Source organism: Stenotrophomonas sp. YJH_SMC_33 (genome assembly GCF_059372295.1).
In genome coordinates, this window is the sequence record NZ_JCAFVJ010000003.1 from 103860 (window position 1) to 115621 (window position 11762).

The following is an 11762-nucleotide window of genomic DNA, read 5'->3' on the forward strand; positions in this document are numbered from 1 at the left end:
CGCGCGAAGTGGGCTCCATCATACCGGGTGAGGCCGGATCGTTTCCGCCGCAACGGATGCTGCCGCGGGCGCCAGCCCCTATAATCGGGGCCCACTTTGCCCGCAGTACCGCCATGACCGCTGAAACGGCCGCCGAACTCCACACGATCATCGATCTGATCCGCTACGGCACCAGCCGTTTCAACGAAGCCGGGCTGACCTTCGGTCACAGCTACGACAATGCGCTGGACGAGGCCACCCAGCTGGTGCTGCACAGCCTGCACCTGCCGCACGATCTGGGCCCGGCCTATGGCCAGGCGCGCCTGCTGCAGGCCGAAAAGCTGCGCGTGCTGGAACTGTTCCAGCGTCGCATCGATGAACGCATCCCGGCCGCCTACCTGACCGGTGAGGCCTGGTTCGCCGGCCTGAGCTTCAAGAGCGACAAGCGCGCGCTGGTGCCGCGTTCGCCGATCGCCGAACTGATCGAATGCGGCTTCGAGCCGTGGCTGGCCGGCCGCGATGTCAGCCGTGCGCTGGACCTGTGCACCGGTTCGGGTTGCATCGCCATCGCCATGGGCCACTACTACCCGAACTGGGAAGTGGATGGCGTCGACCTCAGTGACGAAGCACTGTCGCTGGCCGAGGAAAACAAGGAACGCCTGCAGGCGCACAACGTCACCCTGATCAAGTCGGACCTGTTCAACGGCCTGACCGGCCGCCACTACGACCTGATCGTCACCAACCCCCCGTACGTCACCAACGACGAGACCGACGCCCTGCCGCAGGAATACTCCTACGAGCCGGAGATGGGCCTGCGTGCCGGCGACGACGGCCTGGACCTGGTGCTGAAGATCCTGCGTGACGCGCCGCTGCACCTGAGCGAGGACGGCCTGCTGATCTGCGAAGTGGGCGAATCCGAGCAGCACCTGATCAAGCTGCTGCCGGAAGTCGATTTTTCCTGGATCGAGTTCAAGGTCGGCCAGATGGGTATCTTCGCGGTCGAATGCCGCGAGCTGATCGCCCACAGCGCACGCATCACCGAACTGGCGGCGCAGCGCCCGTGAGCTCCAATTCGTTCGGCAAGCTGTTCACCGTCACCACGTTCGGCGAGTCGCACGGGCCGGCCATCGGCTGCGTGATCGATGGCTGCCCTCCGGGGCTGGCGCTGGACGCGGCCGAATTCACCCACGACCTGCAGCGCCGTGCCACCGGCAAGAGCCGGCACACTTCCGCGCGGCGCGAGGCCGACGAGGTCGAGATCCTCTCTGGCGTGTACGAGGGCCTGACCACCGGCACCCCGATCGCGCTGCTGATCCGCAACACCGACCAGCGCAGCAAGGACTACGCCAACATCGGCCAGCAGTTCCGGCCGGGCCATGCCGACTACAGCTACTGGCACAAGTACGGCATCCGTGACCCGCGCGGTGGCGGCCGTTCCTCGGCGCGCGAAACCACCATGCGCGTAGCCGCCGGGGTGGTCGCCAAGAAGTGGCTGGCCGAGCGCTTCGGCGTGACCGTGCGCGGCTACCTGTCGCAGCTGGGCGACATCACCCCGGCCGGTTTCGACTGGTCGGCGGTGGAAGACAACCCGTTCTTCTGGCCGCACGCTGCACAGGTGCCCGAACTGGAGGCGTACATGGACGCGCTGCGCAAGTCCGGAGATTCGGTCGGTGCGCGCGTGGACGTGGTCGCCGACAACGTGCCGCCGGGCTGGGGTGAGCCGATCTACGGCAAACTCGACGGTGAACTGGCTGCCGCGCTGATGAGCATCAACGCGGTGAAGGGCGTGGAGATCGGCGACGGTTTCGCCAGCGCCGCGCAGAAGGGCACCGAACACCGCGACCTGCTGACCCCGCAGGGCTTCGCCAGCAATCACGCGGGTGGCATCCTCGGTGGCATTTCCACCGGCCAGCCGGTGGTCGCCTCGATCGCGTTGAAGCCGACCTCCAGCCTGCGCCTGCCGGGCCCGTCGCTGGATACGTCCGGCAACGTGGTCGAGGTGGTCACCACCGGCCGCCACGACCCCTGCGTCGGCATCCGCGCCACCCCGATCGCCGAGGCGATGGTAGCGATGGTGCTGATGGACCAGGCGCTGCGCCACCGCGCGCAGTGCGGCGATGTCGGCACGGTCACCCCGCGCATTCCCGGGCAGATCGATGGCTGACACGCGGCCGATCGTGTGGGTGAGCCAGCCGCTGATCGACGCGGCCATCGCGCCGCTGCGCGATCGCGTGCAGCTGCGCAGCACCGACACCGTCACCGCCTGGGCGCCGGACCAGATCGCCGAACAACTGGCCAGCGCCGACGGCGCGATCATCACGCTCAACGAGCGCATCGGCGCGACCCAGGTGGCCGGCGCCCCGCAGCTGCGGGTGATCGCCAATGTCGGGGTGGGCTTCAACAACCTGGATGTGGACGCGCTCAGCGCGGCCGGCATCCTGGCCAGCAACACGCCGGACGTCCTGACCGAAACCACCGCCGATCTCGGTTTCGCCCTGCTGATGGCCACCGCGCGCCGCATTACCGAGTCCGAGCGCTGGCTGCGCGAAGGGCAGTGGCAGCAGTGGTCGTTCCAGACCATGCTCGGTGCCGATATCCACGGCAGCACGTTGGGCATCCTTGGCATGGGCCGCATCGGCCAGGGCATCGCCCGTCGCGGCGCGCACGGTTTCGGCATGAAGGTGCTGTACCGCAACCGTTCGCAGCTGCCGGCGGCGACCGAGGCGGAATTGGGCGCGACCTATGTGGATCTGGATACGCTGCTGGCACAGTCCGACCACCTGCTGCTGGTGCTGCCGTACACGCCGGCCTCGCATCATCTGATCGATGCCGCCGCACTGGCGAAGATGAAGCCGTCGGCGACGCTGGTGAATATCGCCCGCGGTGGCCTGGTCGATGAGATCGCGCTGGCCGACGCGCTGGCCAACGGTCGCCTGGCTGCGGCGGGCCTGGATGTGTACGAGGGCGAGCCAACGGTGCGCCCGGAACTGCTGGCGCTGCGCAACGTCGTGCTCACTCCGCATATCGGCAGCGCCTCGCTGGCCACGCGCACGGCGATGGTACAGCTGGCCGTGGATAACCTGGTTGCTGGGCTCGGCCTGGACGGCGGCCCGTCGCGCATGCCGAGCGCGATCAACGCTGATGCGGCGATGGCCGCGCGCGTGACGCTGGGCAAAAAAACCGGGAAACGATAGGGAACCTCCGCGCGCCCCGCTTGAGGAGGTTCCCCGAACCCAGCTGTCGTGCGTGTTTTTCCCCATTCCCGTTTTCGTGAGAGTTCCCCCATGAGCAATGCACAGCGCAGTTTCCACGTCGCCGTCGTCGGTGCCACCGGCGCCGTCGGCGAGACCATGTTGTCGATCCTGGCCGAGCGTGATTTCCCGGTCGGCACCCTGAGCGTTCTCGCCTCCGAGCGTTCGGCCGGCGGCGAGATCGAGTTCAACGGCCAGAAGGTCAAGGTCCAGGACCTGGCCACCTTCGATCCCACCGGCGTCGAGATCGCCCTGTTCTCGGCCGGTGGCAGCGTGTCCAAGGAGTACGCACCGAAGTTCGCCGCAGCAGGCGCGGTGGTGATCGACAACTCCTCGGCCTTCCGTTACGACGATGACGTGCCGCTGGTGGTGTCCGAGGTCAACCCGGAACAGGTCGCCAACCGTCCGCGCGGCATCATCGCCAACCCGAACTGCTCGACCATGCAGATGCTGGTGGCGCTGGCACCGCTGCACCGCAAGTACGGCATCGAGCGCATCAACGTCTCCACCTACCAGTCGGTGTCCGGCGGCGGCCGCTCGGCGATGGAGGAACTGGGCAAGCAGACCGGCCAGCTGCTCAGCTTCCAGGAGATCGATCCGCAGCGTTTCCCGGTGCAGATCGCCTTCAACCTGATCCCGCACATCGATGACTTCCAGGACAACGGCTTCACCAAGGAAGAAATGAAGCTGATCTGGGAGACCCGCAAGATCCTCGGCGATGACAGCATCCTGGTGAACCCGACCGCGGTGCGCGTGCCGGTGTTCTACGGCCACTCCGAGTCGGTGGCGATCGAGACCCGAGACAAGGTCACGGTCGCCGAAGCGCGCGCGCTGCTGGAGCAGTCGCCGGGCATCGAAGTGGTGGATCGCCACGAGGCCGGTGGTTACCCGACCCCGGTCACCCACGCCTCAGGCACCGACGCGGTGTACGTCGGCCGCATCCGCGAGGACCTCTCGCACCCGCGTGGCCTGAACCTGTGGATCGTGTCGGACAACGTGCGCAAGGGCGCAGCCCTGAATGCCGTACAGCTGGCCGAGCTGGTTGCCGCCGAGCAGCGTTGATGGAGAGGCCGGGCAATGCCCGTCCTTTTCTGTAGAGCCGAGCCTACGCTCGGCTCAGGCCATGCAGCCGAGCATGGGCTCGGCTCTACATGGGTGCGGACCTTGGTCCGCACGCTTTATAGTGTCGCCCATGAATAAACGGGCCAGGGGCGCAAAGCGCCCGCTCACCTATCTGTCCGCAGCGCTGCTCGCCTTGGCCAGCAGTTCGGCGCTCGCCCTGGGGTTGGGCGACATCCGCGTCCTGTCCAGGCCGGGCCAGCCCCTGCTGGCAGAAATCCCGGTCGTTTCGGCCGATCCGTCCGAGCTGGAAAACCTGCGGGTGGCCTTGGCCTCGCCGGTCACTTTCGAGCGTGTCGGCCTGCAGCGGCCGACCGGACTGGTCAGCGAACTGCAGTTCGAGCTGACCCGCGACACGCAGGGCAGAGCGGTGGTGCGGGTGACCTCGCAGGCACCGGTGGAGACGCCGTCGCTGAGCTTCCTGATCGAAGCCGACTGGGGCCAGGGCCGCCTGGTGCGCGAGTACTCGGCGCTGGTCGATGCGCCGCCCAGTGCGCTGGCCGTGGCCGAGCCGGAAATCGTCGCGCCGGCAGGCACGCTCTCCAATACGATCGTGCGCGAACCTGCACCGGCTTTGGCAACGGTGCCAGCCGCAGAGGCGCCCGCTGCGCCGCCATCTGCGGTGGCGGCTGCAGCAGCACGCCCGCGTGCGGCCTCCGCGCCGGTCGCTGCACCGGCGGCCGATGGCAGCGTCACCGTACAACGCGGTCAGACCCTGTCGCAGATCGCCAGGGTGGTGGCGCGTGGCAACCAGGTCAGTCGCGACCGCGCGATGATCGCCCTGCTGCGTGCCAATCCCGAAGCCTTCATCCGTGGCAACGTCAACCTGCTCAAGCAGGGCGCGGTGCTGCGCATGCCGGGCAGCGATGCGCTTGCGGCGGTCGACGCCGCCGAAGCGGCGACGCTGGTGCGCGAGCACGCCGCGCAATGGCGTCAGGCGCGTACCGTGCCGCAACCGGCGGGCATGCTCGCACCGGTTGCCAGGGCGGCAGCCACGAACGCTTCTTCCCCGGCTGCGGCCAACGGGCCACGGCTTGAGATCGCTCCGGCGCTGGCGTCAGACGCCGCGCACGCGGGCACAACCACCGGCACAGCTGCCGGCAGCGAGGGCGACATGCTGGGCAACGAACAACTGCGTCAGGCGCGTGAGGACATCGCCACCCGTGATGCCGAGATCGGCGAGCTGAAGCAGCGCGTGGCCGACCTGGAGAAACTCAGGGAACAGCAGCAGTCGCTGATCGCGATGAAGGACAACGACCTGGCCGCTGCGCAGCAGCGCCTGGCGCAGGCGCCGGGTGCTCGTGATGCGGCGACACCGTGGTACTGGCTGGGGCTGCCGGTACTGCTGCTGGTGGCGGGGGCGGCCTGGCTGCTGCGTCGTCGCAAGCCGTCGCCGTTGCCGCCGCTGCGTGAGGAAGACGATGCCGCCGGCCTGGCCGCAGCGGTGCCGGCAGGTGCCGCGCTGGATGCGCTGGCCGAGCAGTCCTCGTGGTCGTCGCCTGATGCCGGCAACGGCCGCCAGGAACCGGCGATGCCTGCGTGGGCGACCGGAACCGAAGTGCACGACGTGGTGGTCGCCGAACCCACCGCTGAGCACGCGGTGCGGGCCGACCAGGAGGCCGACACGCTGCGCGACCAGGACGCGGTGGCATTGCCCGAAGCGTTGACCGATCTGCCGCGCTGGGACGATCCCGCAACCACCGGCGACGAGGTGGTCCCGGCCGAGCCGCTGCAGGACGATAGCGTTGTACCGCAGGTGCCGGCCGAAGTGGTGGTGCCAGACTACGCACTGCATGCCGAACGGCAGCCGCAGTTCCGCGGGGTGTTCGATCTGCCGGCCGACGCGCATGAGAACCCGTCTCCGGCGGATGCCGCAGGTCCCGAAGCCATCGACGGCATCGACCGTGGCAGCACCGAGGCTGCTCATTCCGACGACACCGCGTCGAGCGCACCCGCGCCTGCCGATGACGCGGGCTGGTCGCCACGTGCCGGCCAGGAGCGCCTGGAACTGGCCATTGCCTACCTCGATCTGGGTGACGCGCAGACGGCGCGCACCTTGTTGCTGGAAGTGGCCGAGGGCGGTGACCTGCACAGCCAGGCGCAGGCCCGCGAACTGCTTGCCCGCCTGCCGTGACCGAACCCGCCGACAAGGACCCTGCCATGAGCCGCGAGCGCCGTATCGACTACGTTGAATTCGCCTCCAGCGACCCGGCCGCCAGCCGTGCCTTTTTCGAAACGGCGTTCGGCTGGTCATTCGTCGACTACGGCAGCGACTACACGGCTTTCGACGATGGCCGCCTGCAGGGCGGCTTCTTCCGTGGCCAGCCGCAGCGGGCCGACGACAGCGGTGCACCGCTGCTGGTGCTGTATGCCGACGATCTGGCTCCGGTCGAGGCCGCCGTGCGCGACGCCGGCGGCCAGATCGTACGCCCGGTGTTTTCCTTCCCCGGTGGCAGCCGCTTCCAGTTCGTCGAGCCCGGTGGCAACGAACTGGCGGTCTGGTCCGAACGCGATCCGGCCTGAGCGCCGCCCCACCCGCAACATCGAGGTAGCACATGCGTTATGCGCTTGGCGTCGAGTACGACGGCAGCGATTTCAGGGGCTGGCAGAACCTGGGCGAGGGTGGTCCCAGCGTGCAGGCCAGCCTCGAGCAGGCCCTGTCATCGGTGGCGGATGCGCCGCTGCAGGTGGTCTGCGCCGGCCGCACCGATGCCGGTGTGCACGGCCAGTGCCAGGTCGTGCATTTCGACACTGACGTGGTGCGTGACCCGCGCGCCTGGATGCTCGGCACCACCACCCGCCTGCCGCGTTCGATCGCGGTGCGCTGGTGCGTGCCGGTGGCCGATGATTTTCATGCGCGCTTCTCGGCACGTGCGCGCCGCTACCGCTATCGGCTGCTCAACCGCGAGGTGCGGCCCGCGCTGGACCGGCAGACCCTGAGCTGGGAGCGCCGCGCGTTGGACGAGACCCTGATGCACGCCGCCGGCCAGGCCCTGCTCGGCGAGAACGATTTCAGCGCGTTCCGTTCGGTGCAGTGCCAGGCGCTGCATGCCCGGCGTGAGCTGCAGTCATTGCAGGTCAGCCGCCAGGGCGAAGTGATCGAAGTCGCAGTGCGTGGCAATGCATTTCTTCATCACATGGTCCGCAATATCGTCGGATCGTTGATCCTGGTGGGCAGCGGCGAAAAACCGGTGGAATGGATCGCCGAACTGCTGGCTGGGCGCGACCGCACCGTAGCTGGTCCCACCGCACCGCCGCAGGGCCTGGTGTTCCTTGGGCCCCTGTACCCCGACAACTGGCATCTGCCCGCCGAGGTCACGCTATGAGCCGTTCCTACTACCGTACACGCATCAAGTTCTGTGGAATGACCCGCGCCGGCGATGTCCGTCTGGCCGGTGAGCTGGGCGTGGACGCAGTGGGTTTCATCTTTGCCCGCGAGAGCAGCCGCCGGGTCGCGCCTGCCGAGGCGCGCGCGATGCGCCAGGCAATCGCGCCGATGGTCGACGTGGTTGCGCTGTTCCGCAACAACAGCAAGGAAGAAGTGCGCGAGGTGCTGCGCACGGTACGACCGACGCTGCTGCAGTTCCATGGCGAGGAGGACGAGAGCTTCTGCCGCAGCTTCAACATGCCGTACCTGAAGGCGATTGCCATGGGGGGGCGCGAAGAGGTCAATGCCCGCACCCTGCAACTGCGTTATCCCAGCGCTGCCGGCTTCCTGTTCGACAGCCACGCGCCGGGTGGCGGTGGCGGCACCGGCGTGGCGTTCGACTGGGGCCGCGTCCCGACCGGATTGCATCGGCCGTTCCTGCTGGCCGGTGGCCTGAACCCGGAAAACGTCTACGACGCCGTGCTGGCGACGCTGCCGTGGGGGGTGGACGTCTCCAGCGGTATCGAACTGGAGCCGGGCATCAAGGACGGTTACAAGATGCGCACCTTCGTCGAGGAAGTGCGGCGCGCCGATTGCACCGTCCTGGAGTGATCCGCGTCACCTGAGGGGCGCCGGGATGTCATCGTCGACGGTGAGCCTTGCAGCAGACCCTCAACCAGGGACTGTCCGCCGACGGCATCGTCGGTCGCCACACCGCTGCCGCCCTGGCGGCGGGGCATGTGCAGGGTCATGAACCCGCAGCGGCTGTGTCCAAAGGGCCGTCGCTCAACGATGCATCGCATCCGGACCACGCACTGCACAACGCTGGCCGCAGCAAGCTTCCCAGCGTGTTTTCCGAAGAGGCTGCGGCCAATATCACCCTGCATGCAAAGCAGGACGGTATCGACGCGGCCCACAAGCTGCAGAGCATCACGGTGCAGGATGGCAAGCCGTTCGTGATGGGCACGACGCCGGGCTTCCGCACCGCTGTCGATCTGGCCCAGGCGCCGCCGTCGCTGGAGCAGACCAGTGCCAAGCTGCTGGCAGATCCGTCGCACCAGCAGCAGGTGCATGAGGAGCAGCAGCGGGTCGCGATGGGCGGTCGCTGAGGCCTGCGTTGCCGGCTCCGGGAGGTGAATGCCGCCCGGGGCCTCGTCTCATCGCAGTTGCGCTGCTGCCCAGTCGGCCAGGGCGTCTACCCGTGCATCGGCCGGGCCATCCGGCCGCGCCAGCACCCAGAAGCCGCCGGTGGCCGCAAACCCCCACGGTGCGACCAGCCGGCCTGCTGCCAGATCTTCGGCCACCAGCGGCTCGGGCGCGATTGCCGGGCCCAGCCCGGCCACGGCTGCTTCCAGCAGGTAATAGAGATGTTCGAAAGCGGTGCCCAGCTGCAGCTTTGACGGGTCCAGGCGGTGTGCCTGCGCCCAGGCGGGCCAAGCCTGTGGACGTGACGTGGTGTGCAGCACGGTTTCCTGCAGCAGTGCCGAGGGCGGTGCCTGCCGCAGGCGCTGCGCCGCCGGATGTGACGGGGCCACCACCACACCGACCCGTTCCGGTGCCAGCTCGCGGACCTGCCAGCCGCGTGGCCACGGTCCCTGCGCCAGCAACAGCACGGCGTCCAGCGCCGCCTGCGCTTCGGTGAAACTGCCGTCCAGCGCCGACCACTGCAGGCGCACGCCGGGCAGGGCGGCCTGCAGCACGGGCAGGCGCGGAATCATCCAGCGCGCCAGAACGCTGCCGCTGCAGCCCAGTACCAGTGCTGGGGAGGCCGCGGGCCGCCGCAGCTCGCGCACGCAGCCTTCGATCCCGGCGAAGGCCTCGCTGCACGCTGCCTGCAGGCGCGTGCCCGCAGCGGTCAGGCGCAGGCCGCGACCGGCACGCTGGAACAGCGCCAGGCCCAGATGATCCTCCAGCAGCTTCAGTTGCCGGCTGACCGCGCCGTGGGTGACGTGCAGGTCCTGTGCGGCGCGCCCGACGCCGCCAAGGCGGGCAGTGGCTTCGAACGCGCGCAGCGCATTGAGGGGAGGCAGCAGGGAGCGGCTCACGTGAGATTTCCTGACGATATGTGCCAGATAATATCCATTTTCCGGTCATGACCCGTGCGCTAGAGTATCCACCTGTCTGAACCACCGGTCGTATCCATGTCTGCCTCCCCCATTGCCGACTACCACGCCTTCCCGGATGCCCAGGGCCACTTCGGCCGCTACGGCGGCAGCTTCGTCGCCGAAACCCTGGTCGGCCCGCTGCAGGAACTGGCCCAGGCCTATGACCAGGCCCGCCAGGACCCCGCGTTCCAGGCGGCCTATGACCGCGACCTGGCGCACTACGTGGGCCGGCCGAGCCCGATCTATCACGCCCAGCGCCTGAGCGATCACGTCGGCGGCGCGCAGATCCTGCTCAAGCGCGAGGACCTGAACCACACCGGTGCGCACAAGATCAACAACACCATCGGCCAGGCACTGCTGGCCGCACGCATGGGCAAGAAGCGCATCATCGCTGAGACCGGTGCCGGCCAGCATGGCGTGGCCAGTGCCACCGTTGCCGCGCGTCTGGGCCTGGAATGCGTGGTCTACATGGGCGCCACCGACATCGAGCGGCAGAAGATCAACGTCTACCGCATGAAGCTGCTCGGTGCGACGGTGGTGCCGGTCACCTCCGGCTCGGCCACCCTGAAGGACGCGCTCAACGAAGCGATGCGCGACTGGGTGACCAACGTGCAGGACACCTTCTACATCATCGGCACCGTGGCTGGACCGGACCCGTACCCGCGCATGGTGCGCGACTTCAATGCCATCGTCGGCCGCGAAGCGCGTGAGCAGATGCTGGCCGAGTACGGCCGCCTGCCCGATGCGATCACCGCCTGCGTCGGCGGCGGCAGCAACGCCATCGGCCTGTTCCACGCCTTCCTCAACGATCGCCAGGTCGAGATCGTCGGCGCCGAAGCCGCCGGTGATGGCATCAGTACCGGTCGCCATGCCGCCTCCATCGCGGCAGGCCGCCCCGGCGTGCTGCACGGCAACCGCACGTACGTGCTGTGCGACGATGACGGCCAGATCATCGAGACCCATTCGGTGTCGGCCGGCCTGGACTATCCGGGCGTCGGCCCGGAGCACGCGTTCCTGGCCGATACCGGCCGCGCGCGCTACCTCGGCATCACCGACGAGGAAGCGCTGCAGGCCTTCCATCTGCTGGCGCATACCGAGGGCATCCTGCCCGCGCTGGAATCCAGCCATGCGCTGGCACAGGCAATCAAGCTGGCGCGTGAGCGTCCGCGTGACCAGATCGTGCTGTGCAACCTGTCCGGCCGCGGCGACAAGGACGTGCACACCATCGCCGCGCGCGAAGGGCTTGTGCTGTGAATCACGTGCTGCGCCACGGCGGGGCGCTGGTGCTGGTGATCGGCATGGGCGGCTGCACGCCGCCCGATCCACCGGTGCTTGCCCCGGCCCCGGCCGCCCCCGCGGCGATCGCCCCGGCACGCGAACCGGCCAGCAACGACGATGAGGCCGCACATCGCCCGATCGAGGGCCCGGCGATGTTCACGGCAGGCGATGGCGGCGAGGACCAGGCGGCCCGGGCGGTGGTGTCGGTGGCCCTGGACCATGCCGGTGAGGTGCTGATCGGCCAGCCCTTCAGCGAACTGCAGGGCGAGGCGCAGTGGCACTCGGCCGGGCTGGGCGAGTCGACCGCTGGGCGTTGCGAGTACTACGAGCGCGGCACGCTGCCCGAGGGCGTGGCGATGATGGTGCAGGACGGCGACGTGGTGCGCTTCGACCTGGCCCCCATCGACGATTCCGGCCAGGTGGTGCTGCAGCCTGGGCCGTTCGGCCTTCATCTGGGCATGCCACGCGCGCAGGCCTTCCAGCAGTTGCCCAAGGGCGTTTCCACGCAACCCTATGGTGATGATGCGGAGGCCGGCGAGAGCCTGCTCTGGCAGGACCCCGGTTCCGACCTGGCGATCCGTGTGGAGATCGTCGACGGCACCATCTCCCGAATGTACTGGGGCGCCAGCGGCGCCGTTGACCTGATCGAAGGATGTACCTGAC

At 68.5% G+C, this 11762-nt stretch carries 11 protein-coding genes and 1 pseudogene; 11 read left to right on the top strand and 1 reads right to left on the bottom strand.

Going from position 1 to position 11762, the window contains the following annotated elements; translation table 11 throughout:
• The first annotated feature begins 113 nt into the window (after window positions 1-113).
• The 9 genes and pseudogenes from prmB to AC5P9W_RS07155 all read left to right on the top strand — a co-directional run.
• Window positions 114-1043 carry a 50S ribosomal protein L3 N(5)-glutamine methyltransferase gene (prmB, locus tag AC5P9W_RS07115; protein WP_021203410.1) on the top strand — a complete coding sequence of 310 codons (930 nt, stop codon included), beginning with the start codon at window positions 114-116 and terminating at the stop codon, window positions 1041-1043.
• Window positions 1040-2143: a chorismate synthase gene (aroC, locus tag AC5P9W_RS07120; protein WP_111102204.1), complete on the top strand. Its 1104-nt coding sequence runs from the start codon at window positions 1040-1042 to the stop codon at window positions 2141-2143. The genes prmB and aroC overlap by 4 nt, the downstream gene beginning before the upstream one ends.
• Window positions 2136-3173, top strand: a complete 1038-nt coding sequence (locus AC5P9W_RS07125; protein WP_206621212.1) for a 2-hydroxyacid dehydrogenase — start codon at window positions 2136-2138, stop codon at window positions 3171-3173. The genes aroC and AC5P9W_RS07125 overlap by 8 nt, the downstream gene beginning before the upstream one ends.
• A 90-nt stretch (window positions 3174-3263) precedes the next feature.
• The gene (locus tag AC5P9W_RS07130; protein WP_019660602.1) at window positions 3264-4292 is read left to right on the top strand and encodes an aspartate-semialdehyde dehydrogenase; all 1029 of its coding nucleotides are present in this window, start codon (window positions 3264-3266) and stop codon (window positions 4290-4292) included.
• A gap of 130 nt (window positions 4293-4422) precedes the next feature.
• Entirely contained in the window at window positions 4423-6483 is a 2061-nt protein-coding gene (locus AC5P9W_RS07135; RefSeq protein WP_111102202.1) for a FimV/HubP family polar landmark protein, read from the top strand.
• A 26-nt stretch (window positions 6484-6509) separates the two neighbouring features.
• The gene (locus AC5P9W_RS07140) at window positions 6510-6872 is read left to right on the top strand and encodes a VOC family protein (RefSeq protein WP_021203413.1); all 363 of its coding nucleotides are present in this window, start codon (window positions 6510-6512) and stop codon (window positions 6870-6872) included.
• Window positions 6873-6904: 32 nt separating this feature from the next.
• On the top strand, window positions 6905-7675 hold the full coding sequence (gene truA, locus AC5P9W_RS07145) for a tRNA pseudouridine(38-40) synthase TruA (RefSeq protein ID WP_019660599.1): 771 nt from the start codon (window positions 6905-6907) through the stop codon (window positions 7673-7675).
• Window positions 7672-8328, top strand: a complete 657-nt coding sequence (locus AC5P9W_RS07150) for a phosphoribosylanthranilate isomerase (protein ID WP_019660598.1) — start codon at window positions 7672-7674, stop codon at window positions 8326-8328. The genes truA and AC5P9W_RS07150 overlap by 4 nt, the downstream gene beginning before the upstream one ends.
• A 68-nt stretch (window positions 8329-8396) precedes the next feature.
• Window positions 8397-8825 (top strand): annotated as a pseudogene (locus tag AC5P9W_RS07155) (peptidoglycan-binding protein); the annotation flags it as partial.
• A 48-nt stretch (window positions 8826-8873) separates the two neighbouring features.
• On the opposite strand, the gene AC5P9W_RS07160 reads toward AC5P9W_RS07155, so the two are convergent.
• Window positions 8874-9761: a LysR family transcriptional regulator gene (locus AC5P9W_RS07160; protein WP_111102201.1), complete on the bottom strand. Its 888-nt coding sequence runs from the start codon at window positions 9759-9761 to the stop codon at window positions 8874-8876.
• A 96-nt stretch (window positions 9762-9857) separates the two neighbouring features.
• Here AC5P9W_RS07160 and trpB point away from each other — a divergent pair, with 96 nt between their 5' ends.
• Window positions 9858-11075, top strand: a complete 1218-nt coding sequence (trpB, locus tag AC5P9W_RS07165; protein WP_014647880.1) for a tryptophan synthase subunit beta — start codon at window positions 9858-9860, stop codon at window positions 11073-11075.
• Entirely contained in the window at window positions 11072-11761 is a 690-nt protein-coding gene (locus tag AC5P9W_RS07170) for a hypothetical protein (RefSeq protein ID WP_021203416.1), read from the top strand. Before trpB ends, AC5P9W_RS07170 begins: the two co-directional genes overlap by 4 nt.
• Window position 11762: the final 1 nt, after the last annotated feature.

What these genes read in the sequence shown, in the direction of transcription:
- AC5P9W_RS07135 (WP_111102202.1), top strand. Translation starts at nt 4,423, where the DNA reads ATGAATAAACGGGCCAGGGGCGCAAAGCGCCCGCTCACCTATCTGTCC.
- truA (WP_019660599.1), top strand. Translation starts at nt 6,905, where the DNA reads ATGCGTTATGCGCTTGGCGTCGAGTACGACGGCAGCGATTTCAGGGGC.
- prmB (WP_021203410.1), top strand. Translation starts at nt 114, where the DNA reads ATGACCGCTGAAACGGCCGCCGAACTCCACACGATCATCGATCTGATC.
- AC5P9W_RS07140 (WP_021203413.1), top strand. Translation starts at nt 6,510, where the DNA reads ATGAGCCGCGAGCGCCGTATCGACTACGTTGAATTCGCCTCCAGCGAC.
- AC5P9W_RS07150 (WP_019660598.1), top strand. Translation starts at nt 7,672, where the DNA reads ATGAGCCGTTCCTACTACCGTACACGCATCAAGTTCTGTGGAATGACC.
- AC5P9W_RS07125 (WP_206621212.1), top strand. Translation starts at nt 2,136, where the DNA reads ATGGCTGACACGCGGCCGATCGTGTGGGTGAGCCAGCCGCTGATCGAC.
- trpB (WP_014647880.1), top strand. Translation starts at nt 9,858, where the DNA reads ATGTCTGCCTCCCCCATTGCCGACTACCACGCCTTCCCGGATGCCCAG.
- AC5P9W_RS07130 (WP_019660602.1), top strand. Translation starts at nt 3,264, where the DNA reads ATGAGCAATGCACAGCGCAGTTTCCACGTCGCCGTCGTCGGTGCCACC.